Source organism: Pseudoalteromonas sp. C12FD-1 (genome assembly GCF_037414265.1).
In the GTDB taxonomy this organism is placed as follows: domain Bacteria; phylum Pseudomonadota; class Gammaproteobacteria; order Enterobacterales; family Alteromonadaceae; genus Pseudoalteromonas.
In genome coordinates this window covers 1-21,270 of sequence record NZ_JBBEVD010000046.1, presented here as the reverse complement: position 1 = coordinate 21,270, position 21,270 = coordinate 1, and the positions used below count along the sequence as shown (strand labels likewise).

The 21,270-nt window shown below is 41.4% G+C and carries 21 protein-coding genes and 2 rRNA genes; 6 read left to right on the top strand and 17 right to left on the bottom strand.

Going from position 1 to position 21,270, the window contains the following annotated elements; genetic code table 11:
• Positions 1 to 16: 16 nt before the first annotated feature.
• Complete coding sequence (gene ccoG, locus WDB87_RS05055; RefSeq protein WP_337849261.1) at positions 17 to 1,447, bottom strand: cytochrome c oxidase accessory protein CcoG; 1,431 nt, start codon at positions 1,445 to 1,447, stop codon at positions 17 to 19.
• Positions 1,448 to 1,735: 288 nt separating this feature from the next.
• On the opposite strand from ccoG, the gene WDB87_RS05050 reads away from it, so the two are divergent.
• Together WDB87_RS05050 and WDB87_RS05045 are read left to right on the top strand one after the other, a co-directional pair.
• Positions 1,736 to 2,095, top strand: coding sequence for a hypothetical protein (locus WDB87_RS05050; protein ID WP_286245475.1), 360 nt, complete (start codon positions 1,736 to 1,738; stop codon positions 2,093 to 2,095).
• Positions 2,095 to 2,301 (top strand): hypothetical protein, encoded by a 207-nt coding sequence (locus WDB87_RS05045; RefSeq protein ID WP_337849260.1) that lies wholly within the window; start codon positions 2,095 to 2,097, stop codon positions 2,299 to 2,301. Before WDB87_RS05050 ends, WDB87_RS05045 begins: the two co-directional genes overlap by 1 nt.
• Positions 2,302 to 2,333: 32 nt before the next feature.
• On the opposite strand, the gene WDB87_RS05040 is transcribed toward WDB87_RS05045, so the two are convergent.
• From WDB87_RS05040 to gspC, 13 genes are all read right to left on the bottom strand, one after another.
• Complete coding sequence (locus tag WDB87_RS05040) at positions 2,334 to 2,921, bottom strand: UPF0149 family protein (protein WP_337849259.1); 588 nt, start codon at positions 2,919 to 2,921, stop codon at positions 2,334 to 2,336.
• 18 nt (positions 2,922 to 2,939) lie between these two features.
• The gene (locus WDB87_RS05035) at positions 2,940 to 3,698 is read right to left on the bottom strand and encodes a type II secretion system protein N (RefSeq protein WP_337849258.1); all 759 of its coding nucleotides are present in this window, start codon (positions 3,696 to 3,698) and stop codon (positions 2,940 to 2,942) included.
• Between the two features lie 3 nt (positions 3,699 to 3,701).
• Positions 3,702 to 4,175 carry a type II secretion system protein M gene (locus WDB87_RS05030; protein ID WP_337849257.1) on the bottom strand — a complete coding sequence of 158 codons (474 nt, stop codon included), beginning with the start codon at positions 4,173 to 4,175 and terminating at the stop codon, positions 3,702 to 3,704.
• Positions 4,172 to 5,380 (bottom strand): type II secretion system protein GspL, encoded by a 1,209-nt coding sequence (gene gspL, locus WDB87_RS05025; protein WP_337849256.1) that lies wholly within the window; start codon positions 5,378 to 5,380, stop codon positions 4,172 to 4,174. Before gspL ends, WDB87_RS05030 begins: the two co-directional genes overlap by 4 nt.
• A complete protein-coding gene (gene gspK / locus WDB87_RS05020) occupies positions 5,377 to 6,363 on the bottom strand; it encodes a type II secretion system minor pseudopilin GspK (protein WP_286245480.1) in 987 nt (328 codons plus the stop codon). The genes gspL and gspK overlap by 4 nt, the downstream gene beginning before the upstream one ends.
• Positions 6,363 to 6,983 (bottom strand): type II secretion system minor pseudopilin GspJ, encoded by a 621-nt coding sequence (gspJ, locus tag WDB87_RS05015; protein WP_337849255.1) that lies wholly within the window; start codon positions 6,981 to 6,983, stop codon positions 6,363 to 6,365. Before gspJ ends, gspK begins: the two co-directional genes overlap by 1 nt.
• A 3-nt stretch (positions 6,984 to 6,986) precedes the next feature.
• The gene (gene gspI, locus WDB87_RS05010; RefSeq protein ID WP_286245481.1) at positions 6,987 to 7,358 is read right to left on the bottom strand and encodes a type II secretion system minor pseudopilin GspI; all 372 of its coding nucleotides are present in this window, start codon (positions 7,356 to 7,358) and stop codon (positions 6,987 to 6,989) included.
• A gap of 2 nt (positions 7,359 to 7,360) precedes the next feature.
• Positions 7,361 to 7,945 carry a pilus assembly FimT family protein gene (locus tag WDB87_RS05005; RefSeq protein ID WP_337849254.1) on the bottom strand — a complete coding sequence of 195 codons (585 nt, stop codon included), beginning with the start codon at positions 7,943 to 7,945 and terminating at the stop codon, positions 7,361 to 7,363.
• A 50-nt stretch (positions 7,946 to 7,995) separates the two neighbouring features.
• Entirely contained in the window at positions 7,996 to 8,418 is a 423-nt protein-coding gene (gene gspG, locus WDB87_RS05000) for a type II secretion system major pseudopilin GspG (protein WP_004588447.1), read from the bottom strand.
• A gap of 79 nt (positions 8,419 to 8,497) precedes the next feature.
• Positions 8,498 to 9,733, bottom strand: coding sequence for a type II secretion system inner membrane protein GspF (gspF, locus tag WDB87_RS04995; protein WP_004588448.1), 1,236 nt, complete (start codon positions 9,731 to 9,733; stop codon positions 8,498 to 8,500).
• Positions 9,734 to 9,735: 2 nt separating this feature from the next.
• The gene (gspE, locus tag WDB87_RS04990) at positions 9,736 to 11,304 is read right to left on the bottom strand and encodes a type II secretion system ATPase GspE (protein WP_337849253.1); all 1,569 of its coding nucleotides are present in this window, start codon (positions 11,302 to 11,304) and stop codon (positions 9,736 to 9,738) included.
• Positions 11,297 to 13,366 carry a type II secretion system secretin GspD gene (gspD, locus tag WDB87_RS04985; RefSeq protein ID WP_055016762.1) on the bottom strand — a complete coding sequence of 690 codons (2,070 nt, stop codon included), beginning with the start codon at positions 13,364 to 13,366 and terminating at the stop codon, positions 11,297 to 11,299. The genes gspE and gspD overlap by 8 nt, the downstream gene beginning before the upstream one ends.
• A 23-nt stretch (positions 13,367 to 13,389) precedes the next feature.
• The gene (gspC, locus tag WDB87_RS04980) at positions 13,390 to 14,331 is read right to left on the bottom strand and encodes a type II secretion system protein GspC (RefSeq protein WP_337849252.1); all 942 of its coding nucleotides are present in this window, start codon (positions 14,329 to 14,331) and stop codon (positions 13,390 to 13,392) included.
• Between the two features lie 213 nt (positions 14,332 to 14,544).
• Between gspC and hslR the strand changes: the two genes are divergently transcribed.
• The 4 genes from hslR to WDB87_RS04960 all read left to right on the top strand — a co-directional run bounded on the left by hslR (position 14,545) and on the right by WDB87_RS04960 (position 18,896).
• Complete coding sequence (gene hslR, locus WDB87_RS04975) at positions 14,545 to 14,967, top strand: ribosome-associated heat shock protein Hsp15 (protein ID WP_286245484.1); 423 nt, start codon at positions 14,545 to 14,547, stop codon at positions 14,965 to 14,967.
• Between the two features lie 12 nt (positions 14,968 to 14,979).
• On the top strand, positions 14,980 to 15,825 hold the full coding sequence (gene hslO, locus WDB87_RS04970; protein ID WP_337849251.1) for an Hsp33 family molecular chaperone HslO: 846 nt from the start codon (positions 14,980 to 14,982) through the stop codon (positions 15,823 to 15,825).
• 261 nt (positions 15,826 to 16,086) lie between these two features.
• A complete protein-coding gene (locus WDB87_RS04965) occupies positions 16,087 to 17,625 on the top strand; it encodes a phosphoenolpyruvate carboxykinase (protein ID WP_337849250.1) in 1,539 nt (512 codons plus the stop codon).
• A 158-nt stretch (positions 17,626 to 17,783) separates the two neighbouring features.
• Entirely contained in the window at positions 17,784 to 18,896 is a 1,113-nt protein-coding gene (locus WDB87_RS04960; RefSeq protein ID WP_286245486.1) for a PepSY-associated TM helix domain-containing protein, read from the top strand.
• A 74-nt stretch (positions 18,897 to 18,970) separates the two neighbouring features.
• On the opposite strand, the gene WDB87_RS04955 is transcribed toward WDB87_RS04960, so the two are convergent.
• The 3 genes from WDB87_RS04955 to rrf (WDB87_RS04945) all read right to left on the bottom strand — a co-directional run bounded on the left by WDB87_RS04955 (position 18,971) and on the right by rrf (WDB87_RS04945) (position 21,146).
• Positions 18,971 to 19,831, bottom strand: coding sequence for an IS982 family transposase (locus WDB87_RS04955; protein ID WP_337849249.1), 861 nt, complete (start codon positions 19,829 to 19,831; stop codon positions 18,971 to 18,973).
• A gap of 861 nt (positions 19,832 to 20,692) precedes the next feature.
• Positions 20,693 to 20,807, bottom strand: a 5S ribosomal RNA gene (gene rrf, locus WDB87_RS04950).
• A gap of 224 nt (positions 20,808 to 21,031) precedes the next feature.
• Positions 21,032 to 21,146 (bottom strand): 5S ribosomal RNA (rrf, locus tag WDB87_RS04945).
• Positions 21,147 to 21,270: the final 124 nt, after the last annotated feature.

Here is a 21,270-nt window from a genome sequence, read left to right as displayed (position 1 = left end):
CGCTTTTGTTAGTATTTTATCGCGCTTTAAAAAAGTTACTCGGTTGCGATATGCTTTCATCGGGGTCATTAACCGGTGAAAGTACAAAGTTAAACTCCGTCATTGGCGCTTTTAAATCATACGGGTCCATCACAAGTGACAATGGCACATTATGCGATTGCCCAGCTTGTACTGTAAATGTTTGCTTGCCAATGTACTTAAAGTTTTCAAGGCCTTGAACATCAATATTAAAGGTTTGCTCGTACTGCGCCTTGTTGATTACTTTTAATGTATAGGTGTTTTCTACCAAGCCATTAAAGTCAACACGATACAATTGGTTACGGTCTCGTATTATGTCAAAGTCCATAGGCTTTCTAAATGCAATGTTAGCCACCAGCGCACTGGTAAGCACCACCAGTATGACCGTGTAACCTATGATTTTAGCTCGCAGTGGGTTGGTTTTATTTTCAGGTGTTTCAAGATTACGCTCTGTAGTATAAGAAATAAGACCTCGCGGGTAATCCATTTTATCCATTACACCATCGCAGGCATCAATACATGCGCCACAATTTATACACTCAGCTTGCAAACCATTACGAATATCTATTCCTGTAGGGCAAACCTGCACACACAAGTTACAGTCTATACAATCGCCCATTTCTAAATCTTCGTGGGCAATTTTACGCGAACGTGGGCCTCGGCTTTCGCCGCGTTTTTCATCGTACGTTACGGTGTAAGTGTCTTTATCAAACATAGCTGATTGAAAACGTGAATAGGGACAAATGTGTAAACACATAATTTCACGCATCCACCCTGCGTTAGCGTAAGTACACGCTGCAAAGAAAATAATACTTACCAGCGCGTAACCACCTACATTAAAAGTAACAAAGTCAGGGAGTAATTCACGGATAGGCGTAAAGTATCCAACAAACGAAATCGCCGTATATAAGGCAAATAAAACCCAACTAGTGTGCTTTGCTGTTTTTCGCCAAAACTTATCTAAGTCCATCGGGCGTTGATCTAGCTTTTTACGCTGATTAGCTGTGCCTTCAAGCTTTTCTTCAAACCAAATAAATATAAAGGTCCATACAGTTTGCGGGCAGGTATAGCCACACCATAATCGGCCATAAAAGGTAGTGACCAAAAATAGTGCAAACGCTGCCAACATAAATATAAAGGCTAATATAGTGAAATCTTGCGGCCACAGCGTTAGCCCAAAAATATTGTACTTTTGGCCAACTAAGTCAAATAACACAGCTTGCTGGCCATTAAAATTTATCCAAGGCAAAAGCATAAAAGCAAGCATGCCTAAAAAGCCTATACGTTGTCTAAGTAACTGATGAAGCCCTTTTACTGCACGAACATATATTCGGTTACGTGGATTAAACCTATCGTCTTGACGGCTTAAATCCGGTTGTTGGATTTTAACCTCTGCAGGTATATTTTTTACTTTAATTTGCTTGTCCATCGAAGTTCCTCAACGCCGCTTGGAAATAAAAACGTAGCAATGTGTGCGTATTCTATACTGTAACTGTAGTTCGTTAATGGTAAGTGTGATTAGTTTATATAATCAGCTATTTGAATACTTTCAGATATTTCAGAAATATCTAACTGCTGCTGGCCATTATAACAATACAGACTAAAATTACAGGTATAGATTGCTAATAATTTATTCATCTCAGTTACTTGCTTTTAAAATGCAGTTTATTACACTGCTTGCTAAAATTACCTCATTAAGATCAAGGTTTACGCATTCATGAAAAAATTTATTATATTGGTCATTTTGATCCTTGCGTTTTTTACTATTGATCACCCGTTAGTTAAAGAGCCCCGCGAAAAGCTATTAGGTGAAGGTGTGGGTTTTTTAAGTGATGCGAGCAAAATAAACCGTAGCCCTGCGGCCAATATGGCTAAAAACCGTATCAGCAGTGCGTTAAAGCTCTCTGAGTCTGAGCAAGAATATATTGAAAAAACCTTTACCACTGATGATTCAGTGCAGTTATTTCATTTACGTTATTGCCGCGAGCGCGACCTAAATTTATATTTTTACGAGCAACGTTTAAATACAGTGTGTAAAATTGTATCGGATGCATTAGAACAAAAGAGAGCTAAGTAGTGGATTTTTCGCAATTAAACAAAAAAGCGAGTGACTCTTTTCATAAACAGCGCACAATACTTAAAAAGCTATCGCAAGGAAAAACCTTGCATTGTGAACAGTGCGGCGAGGTGTTAACACTCGATTTAGCCACCAGCGAGCCGGGCAAAGGCGCTGTTAAGTGTAAAAAAGGCTGCACTGATATTATTTTAGAACTGGGCGCTTAATTACCCTAAGCGCCGTTTAATACATCTAAAGGCTACTCTTCCCACCCTTCATCGGTAATCAGCCCACTGTTTATAGCTACCACCTCAATTAGCTCGGCAAAACCTAATGCAAAGTCGCCCATTGATTCGTACTGATACTGATATAAAGCTTCTAGTGTCATGCTGTTTTGCTGCGCAATTTGCACTCTTGTTTGCTCATCAACAGCAAAAAAGCTAAGCGTACTTAGCGCACTCTCTAGTGCTTCTTTGTACTGAGGCTCTAACGCGGGAGCTGTTAATAAGGGTTGTGCGTATTCTTGAGCAGCACGTAAAAAACCTTCACTCCACGCTTGGCTATAGTCTAGGTCAAAATTGGCAGGTAACTTGTAGCCGGTTTCAAATACTTGCTCACTAATTTGATGGTACAACGCCATAAATAAAAACAGTATTTCTTCGTCTAAATCGTTAGCCGTATTAGGCACAATCTGCGCTAACCACTGGTGAACTTCTAATGGGTTTGGCGAGCAAATAACCCCAAATAGATAGCCTTGGCTTTGTGTTAATGACATAGCCTGAGGTTGAGTACTTAAAAATGTACTTAATTGCTGTGCGTGTTGTTCGTTAAACTGTGGTAATTGCATTAAATCTCTTTTATCACATTAAAAATTGAGTGGGTAGCGGCCCTGCGCATCGGGGCGGCCTAAAAACTTAACCGCGTCGTGTACATCTTTTGGTAAGCTGGCATCAGGTTTAACATAGCCTGCTACTTTAAAGTCAAAGTTAGCTTTAAGTGTTGCGTCGGCTTCAAGGCCTAACGTGTTATCTGGGTCTACTAAAATGGCTATATCGCCCGACTTACAGCTTAACATGCCACTCAGTGGCCCAATATTAAACCAGCCATTAAAGCCTTTAACATCTATATTGGGGCTGGAAATTTCGCCTTTTAATGACTCACAATAAGGCAGACCTGAGGTATACTCATTAAGCTCTAAAATGACACGGCCTTTTGCAGTAGCTGGTATAGGTAATGCAATACGTTGCATAGCACGCTCTACGGTCGAGCGAATTATACCATCGGTAACTTTAACCACATTATTAAATAATCCGTAATTCACATCAGCATAGCCCGAAATATCGCTACGCTCACGCGGATTACCAAATTTTAAGTTAGCATTTAAATTACCCGTAAATAACTGCCAGCCAGCAATATCCCAGCGAACATTATTTAATTGCTCGTCTTGATAGCGCACTTGCATCATTTGGCCTTGCCACACACTCCCTACGGTTTGGCCTATTTCAAGCTGCTTTGGTAAGTACGGCTTAGCTAGATCTAATGCAATCGCCGCTGGTAATTTCATTATGCAAAACACAACAAAACTAATAAAAAATACCACTGATAATATTATTATTTTTTTCATTAATTACTTCTCTAGTACTAAGCGGCTTACACGTACAAACCCTGATTTATCATCTTTGCTTAAATCCAGGTTTTCTACTCTTAAGCCATGCTGATTAACCAGTTCGTCTAACCATTCTATTAATTGATTAAACTCCACCGAATCAAGCGTTAAACGTAACGAGTTATCGTTAGGCTGCATTTTACTAATAGTAATACGGTAACGACTACGCGTTGAATTAACCACTTGGCTAATATTTTGATTGCTAATTGCCTGCGTGTTACCCGCCGCTTTTAACTTTACTATGCTTTCATCAACCCATACGAGCAGCTCTTGCTGAGTGACGTACGACTTTTTGGCTTTATCTATGGCGTTATTTAAAGGTCTAAAAATGCCCATTACTAAAACAAAAACAACAAATATACCACCAGCAACCATAATCAATTGCTGCTCTTGCTCTTTTAAAGAACGCCAGTATTGCGTTATTTGCTTTTTCATACTGCACCTCGCAGTTTTATTTCGCCCACTACAAAATCGCCATCGTTATTTAACGAGCCTTGTTCAACCGTTAATCCTTGTTGCTCAAGTATACTTTTTACTTTACCAAACGTTTGAAAGTCTTTTGCGCGTGCGCGTATTCGCAGCTCATTGCGACGTTTATCGTAACGTAGGGTTTCTGGCGTAAATTCGCTTACTTGCGAAAACACGCCAACCAATTGGCTGGTCAAATCTAAAAAACCGGCTTCACTTTCGCCATTAATAGTTTTAAGCGCGCCCCTGATTTGGCTTTTAATTAAGTTAGGGCGTACTTTAGTTCCGGGGAATGCTTTTTGGTATCTATCCACTACCTGAGCTTTAGCAAGCTCAACACGCGAGTTAAGTTGATTAAGTTCAATCAGCTTTATGGCAATGGTAGCAAATAAAGCAACACCGGTAATAATGGCTGCGCCCTTCCAATAACCCCACCACAGTGCACTTTTCTTTTTAAGCTGGTACATACCTTGGCGTAAATTAAATTTAACGCTGGTAAGTTGTTTAGCGAATAAGGCCAGTGGTAAATCGTAGTCGCTTGCTTGTGAAATTAGGTTAATACTTTCAGGAAACTGATTAGCTGGGCTATAGTGCTTTACGCTTGGCTCGCCAAGTGCACTTAAGTACTCCCTTAGCCAGCTATTTTCAACGGCACTAATATGCCAATCGCCTCTTTTAAATAACCACTGATTATTAAGCTCTATGGCGGTTAATGTATCATCATCGGCTGTAGGCAGTAGCAGCGCATCAGGTAAAACGGTGTATACCGCCAAGTTATGCTCTGAAAATAAAGCAAGCCAAGCCTCAAACCACTCGCGGTCAGTTAAGGCAACTTTAATTGCATGCTGCTCATCAATCATAGTGGGTTCGCCAATTGCGACAAATAGCTCGTCTATATCGCACGCAATATCTTCTTCAAGCATGTATGGCAACGCTTGCTCTAACTTACGATTCCACTTAGTCGGCAACGCCACTGTTTTAAGCTGCACCTGATCGCTAGGCAGTAATACCACTACCTCGCGGGTTTGCGCTTTTTCACTTAGCTCACTTAAATGGCTTGCGTCGGTTAATTCCCCACTGGCAATTATTTCTTGTTCTTGTGGTGAATAAATTAACCAATTTAATTTATCTTGCTCTGTTTGACCCGTGCGGATCAGCAGTATTTCTGTCACTGTACGCCTCCAAATTTTCGCGCCAGTATCGTTACTTCGCCATTTTTGGCATGAAGTAATGTGGTCATCGAAAAACGCAAATCGACAAACGTCGCCTGCGTTTGTAATTTAAAATATTCGCTGTTAATACTAAATAACTCTTTAACCGAATCTAAATTTGTACCGCCTTGCTGCTGTACCTCGGAAAAAAATTCATCCACGCTATCAAAGCCGGTTTCAGGACGAGCTGCTATAACCGCCTCTGCGCTCGATAACGATAATTCGTCAATCATGGCACTTAAAATAAGTGCCTGTTCAGGAAGTAACGTATTGACGTTAATCGATAATAAGGGAGACCCCGGAATAACACACACAAAAGGTAATACCTTTTCCATTACTAGCGGGTTAAAACCTTTTACCAAGCGCAGCTCAGAAGGTGATGCAAATAAACTATTTGCGCTCATATAAGGGTAATCACGGGATAAATACTCGTCTTCTTCAGCGCCTGAACGATAGGTAATGCTGTTTTCATCAAGCCAGTCAAATACACTATCTGCCATTGCTTCTTCGCTTTCCTCGGCAGGTAAATCTTCAATATTTTCTAATAATGCAAACAGTGCTTTATGGGCAGGGTTGGTTTTGCTGGTAGAGTTTAGATCTGGCGCTTCCCCTAATGCATTTAAATTTAAACACGCTTGTAGGTCAGTAATTTTACCGCTTAGAGTACCGTTATCTACAGGGTATTGGGTGTCGCCTTGCGTAGCCCAAACCTGATCTAACGAGGTTTTGTCAGGATCATCGTCTTTACTTAACTTTAGTGCCTTTATTGCCAGCTCTTCAGCGCCGTAGGCATACCACTTTGCTTGCTGGTGACCTTGCAGGTTAGTACTTTTTTGAACCTGCACCATTAAATTAGCACTCATTTCTACGGCTAATATCGCCGCCAGTGCAACAATAAACAGCACAATAACTAATGCGGCACCGCGTGATTCGCGCTTATTCATTAATTACTCTCCCCGCTGTTTTTGCCCAGCCCAGGCACTAAAAAAACACGACGAATAGGCTCTGCCTCAATTTGCTGCAAAGTAACCGCAACCGCTTTAGGTAACGCTTTTATTTGCCATTGCTCTTGCCATTCGTTGTTGGCATCTAAAAATTCAAATTTAAGCTCTTCAATACCTTTTAAAACAACTTGTACCCGCGGCTCCATATTATCAAGCTGATCTACATACACTCTGTATACACGCTCTAAATTGTCATCAAGCACTCTATACCCTACGGCTTGTAACTCAGAACGAGGCAGCAAATTAATTGGGTTTACCCAGCCATCGCGTACAAACGCAATACCATCGTATTGGCTTTCTAATATATAACGCCCTGCTAGTAAGTATTGCTCTTGCGCATCTCCGGCTTCGTTACGTACAGTGCGCTGAGTCATTTGGCTAAAGTCTTGGTCCATTAACCTAAATGCGGTTTGTAGGCCGTTAAGCTCCGCTATTTTTTCATCAGACGCTTCTTTTGCTTTGGTGGTTGAGTCTAAAATTTGGTGAGTCGCCATAATCACCACCGCTAAAATAGCCATGGCAACTAATACTTCGATTAATGTAAATCCACGTTGCTTCACTTATTAGCTGCCTTTATTTAAATAAGTTGAAAGCTCGTACACCGATTGTTCATATTTTTCGTCGCTAAAAACATTTATAGTCACTTTGACAAAGCTTTTGTCTGCAGTTTTTGCTATTTCTTGTTTCCAAAACCACTCAACGCCCGCCATTACTTCACTGCCGCGCGCACCATTTTTAGCCTGCCAGTCTTTACCTTTAGTACGCTGCATAACAAGCACATTTTCTGCCACCCACGATGCATACGTTTGCTCTTCAAGTGTTGTTAAATGATTTATATGCTCGCCGGTTGCTTGCATAGCTGCAATCCCAGCCATAGCACAAATACTTAACGCTACAAGCACTTCGAGTAAGGTAAAGCCTTTATTCAGCCTCATTGTTATGGCTCTTTTCGCAAATTAACTGGGGCTGTAAATTCCCCTTCAATGTAATACACAGGCTCACTTTGCTCTTTTAATTCAACAATAAGCTGAAAGGCGCTGACCTCGCCAGATGATAAAATAAGGACTTGCGGTATTTTTAACTTTTCAAGCTCTAGTAAGCTATCGTCGTCGCCGCCGCTCATTAGCTCACGCCAATTTGCTTGTTCAAGTAAGTTCTCTTGTGACCAAGCTAAATCTTCTAAATTGAGCGTGAGTTTTAGCCGTTCATCAAGCTCAATAGGCTTGTAAAGGTCTTCGCGGTCAAAGGTAATCCATTTTTCGCCATCAAATACTAAAAACTCAAGGGTATTTTCTTCAACCATTAAGGCAAGTTCTATTTGATTTAAAATAGCAAACTCAGAGGCCATGTTAATGGTGGTATGCAGCCTAAGCGCTTGTGTATCAAGCTCATCTTCGGCGCCGCCTTCTAAGCTGTATACCACCATTTTGGTCGCAAATGCGATAATAGTAAGTACCACTAAAATTTCTATTAAGCTAAACCCACGGTGGTGGGCGCGCATACGATTAAGGCTTACTTGCATAGTAAGCCTCGTGCAATCGTATTTAACCATACTGCTAGGTTAAGTCGCATTTATTGCTCGTCTTCGTTCCAGTTGCCAATATCATCATCGGTACCGGCTTCGCCATCTGGCCCCATAGAAAAAATATCAAATTTACCAATTTCTCCTGGGCTAATTAGCTGGTATGGGTTGCCCCATGGATCTTCTGGTAATTCATTTACAAAGCCACCATCAGGGAAACGCTTAGGAATTGGCTCAATGCTGGTTTTATTGACCAGTGCTTCTAGGCCTTGCTCCGTGCTTGGGTAGCTTTTATTTTTAAGCTTGTATAAGCTCATTGCATCTTCAAGCTGTTGAATATCTAGATGTGCTTTATCGATAGCAGCTTCTTCTTGTTGGCCCATAATATTAGGCGCTACAATTGACATAATCATCCCGATAATAACCAATACCACCATTACTTCGAGTAAAGAAAAACCTGATTGTTTATTCACGTAAATACCTCATTTTCCAAAAACATAATTTAATTTGGCGTCATCTAAGTAAATACTAACTTAGCTAACCCCTTAAAGCTTAAAGTCCTACCGCTTTATTCATTGCCATTATTGGCTGTAAAATAGCCATTACTATAAACAAAACAATCACCGCCATAGAGGCAATCATTGCTGGCTCTAATAATTTTAATGATACGTTTACCATGCTTTCAAACTCACGGTCTTGGTTATTAGCCGCGCGCTCTAACATTTGTTCTAGCTCACCTGATTTTTCACCGCTGGCGATCATGTGCAGCATCATAGGTGGAAACAGCTTAGTTTGCTGTAAAGCCGCTCTCAGGCTTGCACCTTCACTGACTCTATCGGCAGCATCTGCTACCGATTTTTTCATTTTTTTATTCGCTAATACACCACCCGATATGCGCATTCCTTCAAGTAGTGGCACTGAGCTTGACGATAAAATACTGAGCGTACGAGCAAAACGCGCTGTATTAATACCCCGCGCTACTTTACCAAAACCAGGCATATGCAGAACGCGATCGTCCCACCAAAAGCGAATTTTAGGTTGTTTAAGTGCATGTTTAATGCCGACTGCCAACGCAGTAATGACTAACAAACTTATAAACCAATAATTTTGTACAAAGTGACTACCCGCCATAACCCATTCGGTCGTCCAAGGTAGTACTTGCTTGGTTTTTTCGAAAGTTTTTAAAATTTTAGGCACGACGGTGCCTAATAATACCGAAACAATACCAATAGCAAAAATAACCAAAATAGTTGGATACACCATGGCTTGTGTAATTTGGCTGCGCATGTGTTGGCGCTGTTCGGTGTAATCGGCAAGGCGATTTAATACTTGGTCAAGGTGCCCTGATTTTTCACCTGCGGCTACCATTGCTCGGTATAAATCGTCAAATACATGTGGAAATTCACTCATGCCATCAGCCAAAGTATAGCCCTCTACCACCTTTGAACGTACCGACATAAGCATACGTTTTAAGCGGGGCTTTTCACATTGCTCTGCCACCGCCATAACAGCCCCTTCAACAGGCAATGCCGATTGAATAAGCGTAGCAAGCTGGCGCGTAATGAGGGCTAAATCGGAGGTTGATACGCTAGGTTTGAAAAAACGACTTAATAACGGCGTTTTTGCACCACTAACTTGTTTTTCCCCTTCTGCTGCAGGGACAACTTCAAGCGGCGTAAGTTTTTTTTCGCGCAGCGCTTGGCGAATTTGCTTAGCTGTATCGGCTTCTAAAATGCCTTTTTGTTCTTTCCCTCGGCCATCAAGGGCACGGTATTCAAACGCCGCCATGGTTAGGCTTCCTCACGGGTAACGCGTAGAATTTCTTCAAGGGTTGTTTTGCCTGCCAGTACACGGCTACAGCCATCTTGGCGTATACTTGGACTTTTTTGGCGAATGTATTTTTCAACACTTTGCTCGCCTTTACCGCTGTGGATCATTTCGCGTATTTCTTCATCAACCACCAGTAATTCATGAATACCGGTACGGCCGCGGTAACCATTAAAGTTACACTCTTCACACCCTACTGCACGGTAAATTGTAGGTGCGCTATCAAAAGGTACACCTAGCAGCTCACACTCACGTTCATCGGCCGTGTGACCTTCTTTACAGCTATTACATAAAGTACGTACTAAGCGCTGCGACAGCACGCCTAACAATGACGATGAAAGTAAGAATGGCTCTACACCCATGTCTTCCATACGGGTAATTGCGCCCGAGGCGGTATTGGTATGTAGCGTAGACATCACTAAGTGACCTGTAAGCGATGCTTGCACGCCAATTTGCGCGGTTTCAAGGTCACGTATTTCACCGACCATTACTACATCGGGATCTTGACGTAATATTGCACGAAGCCCGCGGGCAAAGGTCATATCTACTTTGGTATTTACTTGCGTTTGGCCAATCCCTGGAATTTCGTACTCTATTGGGTCTTCTACGGTTAAAATATTACGATCGCGAGAGTTTATTTGGCTCATACCGGCGTACAAGGTGGTACTTTTACCAGAGCCCGTTGGTCCAGTAACCAAAATAATACCGTGTGGTTTACTAATTAAATCAGCAAACAACTCTCGGTTTTTCGGCGTCATGCCTAAATCTTCAAGGTTTAAGCGGGCATTGTTTTTATCAAGTAAACGCAGTACTACACGCTCACCAAAGCTAGATGGCATGGTAGATACACGTACATCTACTGCACGCCCTGCAATACGCAGGCTGATACGACCATCTTGCGGTATACGTTTTTCTGCTATATCTAGTTTCGCCATTACCTTAATACGCGATACTAATAACGAGGCAAGCTTACGATTAGGTTTAAGCACTTCTTTTAATACGCCATCAACCCTAAAGCGAATCACAAGCTCTTGCTCAAAGGTTTCGATATGTATATCGGATGCACCTTCTTTAATAGCTTCGCTTAACATGGCGTTGATTAGTTTGATGATAGGCGCATCATCATCGCCGGCTAATAAATCTTCGGTTTGTGGGAGCTCATCGGCAAGGGAGAATAAATCGACCTCATTACCAATATCTTCCATCATTTGTTGTGCTTCAGAGCTATCGCGCTGATACGCAGCCTCTAATAGTAACTCAAATTTATCGTCAGCTAATTGCTCGAGGGTAAAGCCTTTACCTGCAATGCGACGCACTTCTAGCAATACTTCAACATCTAGCTCGCCGCGATAATACACAACTTGCTGTTCATTATTTTTACTAAGCAGTACACCCGCTCTGCGCGCATACGAAAAAGGTAAACGCTTTGGAGGTAACTCAACTAAATCGTTACTTGTAAGTAACTCCTCAGTTCGTGGTTCATCACTACGATGAACCACGTCTTCGTTTATTTGTTCTATTGCGCTAGTCATCTTCACGCTCTGCACGTTCTTTAGAGCTTAATGCTTTTAAGTGCTCTTCATAAGTTGGTGGCAGAATAAGCTCATCATCCCAAGATGGAAGTAAAGGAACATCTGAATTTGGCATAAGTTCTATACCATCTTCTTTTTCTTTCATTTGCTCGCCACGGATAAAGTTATACTTATTAAAGCTTAACTTATTCATATTAACGCCATCTCGGATAATCGTCGGGCGAATAAATACAATAAGATTACGTTTTCGTTTGGTCGTATTAGTTGACTTAAATAAGTGACCTAAAATTGGTATATCACCTAAAATTGGTACCTTAGACACACTTTCTTGTACGTCTTCATCAATTAAGCCGCCTAACACAACCATACCGCCATCATCAGCCATAACGGTTGTGGTAATTGCGCGTTTATTGACAGAAATATCAACAGCTGTTGCACCGCTAACACTCGATACCTCTTGTTCAATTAATAATTGTACTGCTGAGCCATCGTTAATTTGTGGGGTTACTTTTAGTTTTACACCCACTTCTTGGCGTTCTATGGTCTGAAATGGGTTATCGTTATTACTACCTGTTTGCGAACCAGTAATAATAGGCACTTCTTGACCCACTATCATCGACGCTTCTTCGTTATCCATGGTCGTAATAGAAGGCGTAGCCAAAATATTTGAGTTGGTGTCGGTTGAAACAGCTTGAATAATGGCACCCCAGTCGTTTTTAACTAAACCGAACGCCAAGCCATTCACACCACTTAGCAATGAAGCAAGTGCAGTGTAGTCACCTTCGGTCGTTTCATCATAGCTGGTAACATTACCGGTTTCTGTACCTATTATGGTTTGTGTGGTTGTGGTGTCTTGCGCTTGAATACCGGCAACCGCTAATGAGCCTACCGGTACTGTTGAGCCATTATTAAACTGCAGCATACCGCCATCTTCTGAAATCCATTGGGTACCTAAGTTAACGCCATCTGATTCCATTACTTCAACAATTATGGCCTCTACAAGTACTTGTGCGCGGCGAATATCGAGCCTATCAATTACGGTCTCTAATGAGCGCATGGTATCGGGCTGGGCGGTAATAACTAGCGAGTTTGAATCTGGATGAGCTTCAATACTGGCATCGTTTTTATTGTTTGTACGAGTTTTACTTGTGCCTTGGCCATCTTCTGCAAGCGTTTTACTTACCCCTTGTAGTACTTTTACTAAATCTTCTGCTTTGGCGTAGTTTAAGTAAAATACTTTGGTATTGCCTTGGCTTTCAAGTTCGCCATCTAGGCGCTTAATGAGCTCTATAGCACGGGTACGGGCTTGCCCTTCACCGCTTACAATTACGCTATTTGTACGGCCATCAGCAACCACCTTAGGGATCAAAAATTCTGGTACGCTGCCTTTGCCGCTGTCTTTGTAAATATTTTCAACAACCGATACTACATCGTCTGCCGTTGCATATTTAAGCTTAACAATATCTACACGCTTGTCACCGGCTTGATCCACCGAGCGAATAATTTCAACTAAGCGGTTAACCGACGCTGCATGCCCTGTAAGCATCATGACGTTTGCAGCATTAAAGTTAGCTACATGGCCACCGTCTTTTTGATCGCTAAACTGGCGCACTAATGGACCAAGTTCTTGAACACTTACATTTTTAACGCGTACCACACGGGTGATCATCATATCGCCCGATGCAGCGCTGTTTTCGGTAATTAGCGGTACATTTGATTTTTTAGCGTCAGAGCTTTTTTCAATCTTGATGATACCGTTGTCCATTTCTACTGCTGAGTAGCCATACACTTCGAGTACATTTAAGAAAAATTGGTAGTACAGCGCTTCATCCATTAACTCATAACTGCGTACGTTTACTTTACCGCGCACATTTGGGTCAATGATCACTGTTTTATTAAGGTTTTTACCAACAATGTTTATAAACTCGTTGATATCTGTGCCTTTAAAGTTTGCAGCATATTCAACAGCTGAAACCGACAACGAAATACTGGCTGCTAAAAAAAGCGCTGCGTACTTAGCTAACCCTTTTTTAATTTTTTTGAGGTGTAGCACCTGAACCATTATGTTAAAACTCCAAAGCTAAGTTATTGCAGGCTAAATTGCACATCGATTTGCTCACCATCACGTTCTATCGTGATTGAGGCATCGCTGGTGTTACGCAGCTCATTAATTGCTGCCATTGCCTGTTGTAAATCTGTTAATTGGTAACCGTTTATAGCCACGGCTAAATCATTATTCTGTAGGCCCATTTGTTTAAATAGAGCAGGCTCTTTACCTGGGCTTAAACGATAGCCAATTAGTTCACCATCGCTCATTGCTTGTGAAACACGAATGTAATCAAATAACTTACCTGGCTCGTTAAGTAGCTCTTCTCGTGTTTCTATTATTGCTTCTTTTACATCAGGGTTAGCGGTTGCGTTAATCAGAAGCTCGCTTTGCTCTATTTTTTGCGGCCCCATATCTTGTTCTTCACGGGCAGCTAACACAGGCATAGACACTTTTTTAGTAAAGTCGAGACCATCTAGCATGAGCGTTTCATATCGGCCGTTTACACTTAAAATAACGCGATCGGGGAGTATTTGTGCAACTTCTGCACGAGTCCCTTGTACAACCTCCTCAACTAAGTAACTTACTTGTCGCCCTTGTGACTCAATAATAGCAATGCCTGCTTGGTCGTCGTTACTTACAGCAACAATACCCGTTAAGTTAATACTCAAGCGAGTTTCTGGCGCATTATTAATGACTTCGTTTTGCTGCGCAGTATTAGTTTTATTTGTTACAGTTTTTTTACCAAATAAAAACTGCTCTATAATATTTTGCACTGAGGTAGTACTAGTAGCCTTTGATCCGGCTGAATAGTGAGATGGAGTAAGCGGTGTAGAGACCGGCTGCGGCCACACCAGCCACACTAACTTTGAAAGTAAATAAGCAAGATAAACAACAACTAACAGCGTAACTACTGCGCTTAATTTAGCATGGGGTAGCCGTGTTAAAAATTGTTTAAGCTGTTGAATTTGCTGTTCCATAATAATGTTCTTATTTTAATTTACTGCATAAGCGCGTACCCATAGTACCCTTTCATTTTTCATTCAACAAGCACACTAATATTAAACTTTGTAAACAGATTAATATAACAATGTAATGTTGATTAAAAAAACAGCATGCGCCGTAATACCTTCATCCTACGATGATTTCATGATAAATTTTGCGATATATAAATAGTCGATTGAAGAAGCCTAATGAGTAAAAAAAATAACACTAATGCCGATTCAGACCACAGTAGTGAGCCAAAAGTTCGATTAGATAAATGGTTATGGGCCGCGCGCTTTTACAAAACCCGTGCACTGGCACGCGAAATGGTGCAAGGCGGCAAAGTGCATTATAATGGACAACGTACTAAAGCGAGTAAAATTGTGGAGGTTGGCGCAACCATAAAGCTTGCTCAAGGTGTTGATGAAAAACTTATCAACGTGCTTAAAGTGCTTGAAAAACGCCAAAGCGCCCCCATAGCACAGACCTTGTATCAAGAAACTGATGCAAGTATTGCAAAACGCGAAGAAAACGCCATCGCACGCAAAAATAACAGCTTCTTTGCTCCTCATCCGGATAAAAAGCCCGATAAAAAGCAAAGGCGCGAACTTTTAAAAATGAAATCAAGTTAGGTATAGCCGCTCATGCAACAAGATTTACTTCACCGTTATTTATTCGACAAACTCGATGTTCGTGGCGAACTCGTTCAAATTGAACACGCCTACAACGAGATGATAGCTAATCACAATTACCCTGAGCCAGTTAAAGCACTATTAGGTGAATTACTCGTTGCAACATGTTTATTAACTGCAACCTTGAAATTTGAAGGTGAAATAGCCGTTCAGCTACAAGGCGATGGCCCTGTTAAGTACGCTGTAATTAACGGTGATGATAAGCAAAACATGCGTGGTATTGCCCGCATGCAAAGCGAGGTTAGCGGCTCAACAGTTAAAGAGCTTGTAGGCAAAGGCTACATGGTAATTACTATTACCCCAACTAAAGGGGAGCGTTACCAAGGCATAGTACCTCTTGAGCACAATACATTAAGTGAGTGTATCGAAAGCTACTTTGAGCAATCAGAACAGTTAAAAACACGCCTTTGGTTTGCAACTGATACAACAGAAGGTAAAGCGAAAGCGTGTGGCTTGTTTTTACAAGTACTGCCAGTAGATAAACAAAAGTCAATAGATGACTTTACTCATTTAGAAGCGCTAAGCGATACAATTAAACGCGAAGAGCTATTAGAGCTTGATGCTAATACTGTATTAACGCGCTTATATCACGAAGATAACCCGCGCGTATTTGACCCACAAGCTATTACATTTAAATGTGGCTGTAGCCGAGACAAAACTATCGCCGCGTTAGTAAATGTAGGTCAGCAAGAGTTACTTGACGACGTTGCAGAAAATGGCACAGTGAATATTAGCTGTCACTATTGCTTAAAAGAATATGTTTTTGATGAACAAGATATTAAAAATATTTTTAATTAACCTCCCACCTCATAATCAAATATAAAGCCGCAAAATATGCGGTTTTATATTATAAAATGATGATACCGGTGTCATGAATTTTGCTAATTTACTGACACCGGTATCATTGAAATTATTCATGTTTTTTAGCAAATATATGTGTTTTTAGGGCCTTTACAGGCTCGAATATCTCAAATCCTTCTGTTACTATAATTTCAGCTTAAGGGGACTAAGAACCCAGAGCTATCCCGTTCAAACTCTCACACATAGTTAGGTATAAACATGACTACAAGCGCAACACGTTTTGTCGATTTAACCGCAGCTGAACTTGTCGAGCACGCGATTCGTCGTGGCGAAGGGACACTAGCCGCAAATGGAGCCTTTGTTGCAATTACAGGCAAGCGCACTGGGCGCTCTCCTAAAGATCGCTTCATTGTAAAAGAAGCAACAACGCAAGATGATATCCAATGGGGTAATGTAAACCGCCCATTCGATGATGACAAATTTGACGCTTTATGGGCTCGCGTAGAAGCACATGTGCAAAGTAATGACCACTTCACCTCTCACCTAGAAGTTGGCGCAGACCCTGAGCACTATCTACCTGTAGTTGTTACTACAGAAACAGCGTGGCACCATATTTTTGCTAAAAACATGTTTATTGAGCCTAAAAACTATAATGCATCTGATTTACCCCAATGGCAGGTAATGAATGTGCCTTCGTTTGTTTGTGACCCACAGCGTGATGGCACCAACAGCGACGGCACGGTTATTATTAACTTTGCTCAACGCAAAGTGTTACTTGCAGGTATGCGTTATGCCGGTGAAATGAAAAAATCGATGTTCTCCGTTCAAAACTTTCTTCTTCCAGCAAAAGGTGTATTACCAATGCACTGCTCTGCTAACGTAGGAGAAGCGGGTGATACAGCACTATTCTTTGGATTATCGGGTACAGGTAAAACAACGTTATCGGCCGATCCAACACGCTTTTTGATTGGTGACGACGAACACGGTTGGGCACCAGGAAGCGTATTTAATATCGAAGGCGGCTGTTACGCAAAGTGTATCGACCTCTCACAAAAAAATGAGCCAGTAATTTGGAATGCAATTCGCTTTGGTACAATTTTAGAAAACGTTGTACTTGATGAAACACGCACACCTGACTTTAACGATACAAGCTTAACGCAAAATAGCCGTGCAGCTTACCCGCTAGAGCACGTAGAAAAGCGCAAAGTTGAAAACCGCGCTGGCGAGCCAAAAGCTGTTGTATTTTTAACCTGTGATGTAAGCGGTGTTTTACCGCCGGTTTCAGTACTTAGTGAAGAAGCCGCTGCTTTTCACTTTTTAAGTGGTTACACAGCTAAAGTAGGCTCTACAGAGATTGGCTCAACTAGCGATATAGAATCTACATTCTCAACGTGTTTTGGCGCCCCGTTCTTCCCTCGTCCTGCAGGTGTTTACGCTGAGCTGCTTATGAAGCGTGTACGCGAATTTGGCGCAAAGGTTTACCTTGTTAATACAGGCTGGACAGGCGGCCCATACGGTACTGGTGAGCGTTTTGATATTCCAACTACCCGCGCTGTAATAGATGCAATCGTATCTGGTAAGTTAGCCAATGTAGAAACTCAGCATATCGATGTATTAAACCTGGACGTACCAGTTGAAGTCCCAGGTGTGGATAGCAAGCTACTTAACCCAATTAATACATGGGAAGATAAAGCTAAATATAATGAATATGCAGCAAAACTTGCCGCTGACTTCACTGAAAACTTTGCTAAATACGATGTATCTGATGATATAAAAAATGCAGGCCCAAAAGCATAATTAATTACCGAGCCTGATTTAAACGCCAGCCTATAAAGCTGGCGTTTTTGTTTGCCAAGCTAATTTTATTGCTGCGACATTTTGTCGCAGTTCTTTTCTATTAAACAAAGATACAATACGCCCTCCTTACACTGCATATTTTTAATGGTCACTCTTTTATGCGTTTTAATGCTTCATGGCGAAAAATAGCAAGACGTGTACATTTATACCTAGGCTTATCAATTGGAGGTGTACTCGCACTCATCGCTCTAACAGGTTCTATACTCGTTTATTACCCCGAACTAGATGAAAATATAAATAATTTAAGTACAGAAACTGCGAAGTCTTTAAGCTGGGATACCGCATATCAAACGTTAAAAACTCACTACCCAGATAAACAAGGCTCGTGGCGTTTAGAAAGCACCAAAGATAAAAATTATATTCCGGCAAGATATTACAACCAAAACGAAACAGTGAATCACACTTTTGCACCACTTATGGTTTGGCTAACCCCTGATGGCAGTCATATATTACGTGAGGATGTGTGGGGTAACTACTTTGTTACCTGGGTTTATAACGTACACTTTTCGTTACTTGCAGGTAGCACTGGTACAATCGTTATAGGCTATGTAGGAATAGGTAGCCTTATACTCCTCATATCAGGCCTATACGCTTGGTGGCCTAAAAAAGGGCAATGGACTAAGTCATTAAAGTTTAAAGCGCGCAGCTCTTTACTGGGCTTGTTATACGACTGGCACAAGTTGCTTGGTTTAATTTTTGCTCTGCCTTTAATCCTATTAACAGCAACCGGTATAATGCTGGCAATACCAAAGCAAACCGATCCTTTAATAACAGCCCTACTTGGAAATATAGATAAACCTGACAGCGCAATAGTAAAACCCCAGCGCAGTATTTCTTTATCAGCAGCACTTAGTACAGCACAAAAGGCTATGCCATATACACGCTTAGCATGGGTAGAAACACCGTCAAATTACAATGCGGTATATCGCTTTAGGTTCAAAACCAAAAGCGATCCCTCTTATCGCTTTCCTCACAGTTATGTGCAAGTAAATGCAAACACAGGAGAGCTCATAAGCGTTTTTAATATAGATAAGATGAGCGTTGCCAGTAAATTTAAAAACTGGTTGCATCCGCTACACAATGGCAGCATTGGCGATCAGCCATTACGAATTCTGTGGGTTTTATCAGGTGTAGCCACAGCTTTATTATTTGCCTTGGGCCTTTTTAGGTGGCTCATTAAAACGAAACGATTTAAGTACACTATGAGCTAATGACAAATAATATATCAATGAGCTTTTAACAATCTAAACCTGCTTGTATAACTAACCTCAGATCTGCATAAGAATTAAAGCCGAGTCACTTTTATACTCGGCTTTTTAGTCTGAAAAGTATAGGCAATTAATCCAGCCATTAAATTAACCATAAATGAGATGCAGCTTCGGTACCTTGTGTGGTCTATTTGAGCCATATTTTTCAGCTGGTCGAAAACTGTTTCAATGATGAAACGCTTTGGTAACATCGCTCTATCCCAAGATGATATTGGCTGACGCTTCATATTACTTCGTTGATCTGCAATAAAATCAATGCCTTGCTCAGCAAGTTCCGCTTCTAAGTATGCAGATACATAACCTTTATCAGCGTATAAACTACCTGTAACATTATCGACCATATCTAATACCGGCTGTCTATCATCAACATTCCCAGCTGTCACTTTTACAGCTAATAAACCACCTTCATCATTCATGATGAGGTGAAGTTTAAAGCCATAAAACCAGCCCATTGTTCCTTTGCCTCGTTTGGCTTCTCCCGCAAAAACTTGGTGGCGAGGAATACGCATGTTGTGACAGACCTTGAGAGAAGTGGAATCGATAAATGCAATGCCTGTTTGTTTATCAAAGCGCTGCTTCAGATAGCTACACAGAGCAGGTAACGTGGCCTGAAGTAACTTCAACATACGTGTATAACTGACTAAATCAGGAAAATAATGTCGCCAATACTGACAAACAAATTTGGTGTAGTAAGTTTTAAAATCGCGATAACCTGATTGATGAAAAGCAATTAATATAGTCATCACTTCGCTAGAGGATAGTCGAGATGGCTTAATGCGTTGCTTTTCACCTGATTCTATTAGGTGTTTAAGCCATTGAGGCTCAAACAATAAACAAAAATCATCGACATCTACGTAAATTGCATCTAAGTTATTCATGCCCTTGCCTCGGTAATCTTATGTTTCTTGGTCGAAAGATCTGATCACCGCAAGGGCATTTAGTTCCATTTATTATGTGCAGCTCAGGTTAACTAGCTACAACCTAAGTTACGAGCTGTACACACAGCGTAACTCAAAACAAAATATATATAGATAGTCAAACCGTCTTATAACAAACTCAAGGCGCTACGCTTGAGAATAAGCTAAGCCCTCAGCAAACTAAAGCAAAACCAATAATACCAATTCACATAATTAAGTGATCTAGTTTGAGGATGGATAAACGTGTATCCGCTTGTGTTATATAACAAAAATACGGTCACAATGAGGCGCTTCGCTTAGGAGACGCTACGCTTTAGAGAAGAAAATGCTGAATATTACTTTCCTTCACACGCAAAAAAGCCCGGCTCTTTCGAATCGGGCTTTCTCTTATTTGGAGCCTGCGATGTCGTGGTGCCCTCAGCGGTGGAGAGTCACATAGCTAAATACTCTTAATGTTTTTTAATGGGATTCACTGTGCACTGAGGTGGTCGTCGCGTTCTTTTTCCCGTGGGTTTCGTGATACTCAACCCACGCTACGAAGTACAGGTTGACGCTGTGCAGCTGACGGCTGATAGCTGATAGCTAATATTTTCACTTTCCTTCAGACGCAAAAAAGCCGCTTCATTTCTGAAGCGGCTTTCTCGTATTTGGAGCCTGGCAATGTCCTACTTTCACATAGCAAATGGGATACTATCGTTGGCCGGGGCTCGCCTTCGAGCTGTTTTGTTTCACTACTGAGTTCGGCATGGGATCTTGGCGTTTACTAAACCCCAGACAGCAAAAAAGCCGCTTCATTTCTGAAGCGGCTTTCTCTTATTTGGAGCCTGGCAATGTCCTACTTTCACATAGCAAATGCTACACTATCATCGGCGCTGTTTCGTTTCACTACTGAGTTCGGCATGGGGTCAGGTGGGTCCAAAACGCTATGGTTACCAAGCAAATTAGGTGTTAGTCCGTATTCCTACGTACCAACTAAATCTGGAAAATATCTGATAATATTTTTTAAGTTTCTTCGTTGCTATCTACTTTAGCTATTAACTTCTGTCGCTTGTTTCTGTCACATAAAACGCGTTTGGCGTTGTATGGTTAAGCCTCACGGGTAATTAGTACAGGTTAGCTTAATGGCTCACACCACTTCCACATCCTGCCTATCAACGTTGTNCCTGGCAATGTCCTACTTTCACATAGCAAATGCTACACTATCATCGGCGCTGTTTCGTTTCACTACTGAGTTCGGCATGGGGTCAGGTGGGTCCAAAACGCTATGGTTACCAAGCAAATTTGGGCGTTAATACGTATTTCTACGCACTAACTGAATTTGGAAAATATCTGATAATATTTTTTAAGTTTCTTCGTTGCTATCTACTTTAGCTATTAACTTCTGTCGCTTGTTTCTGTCA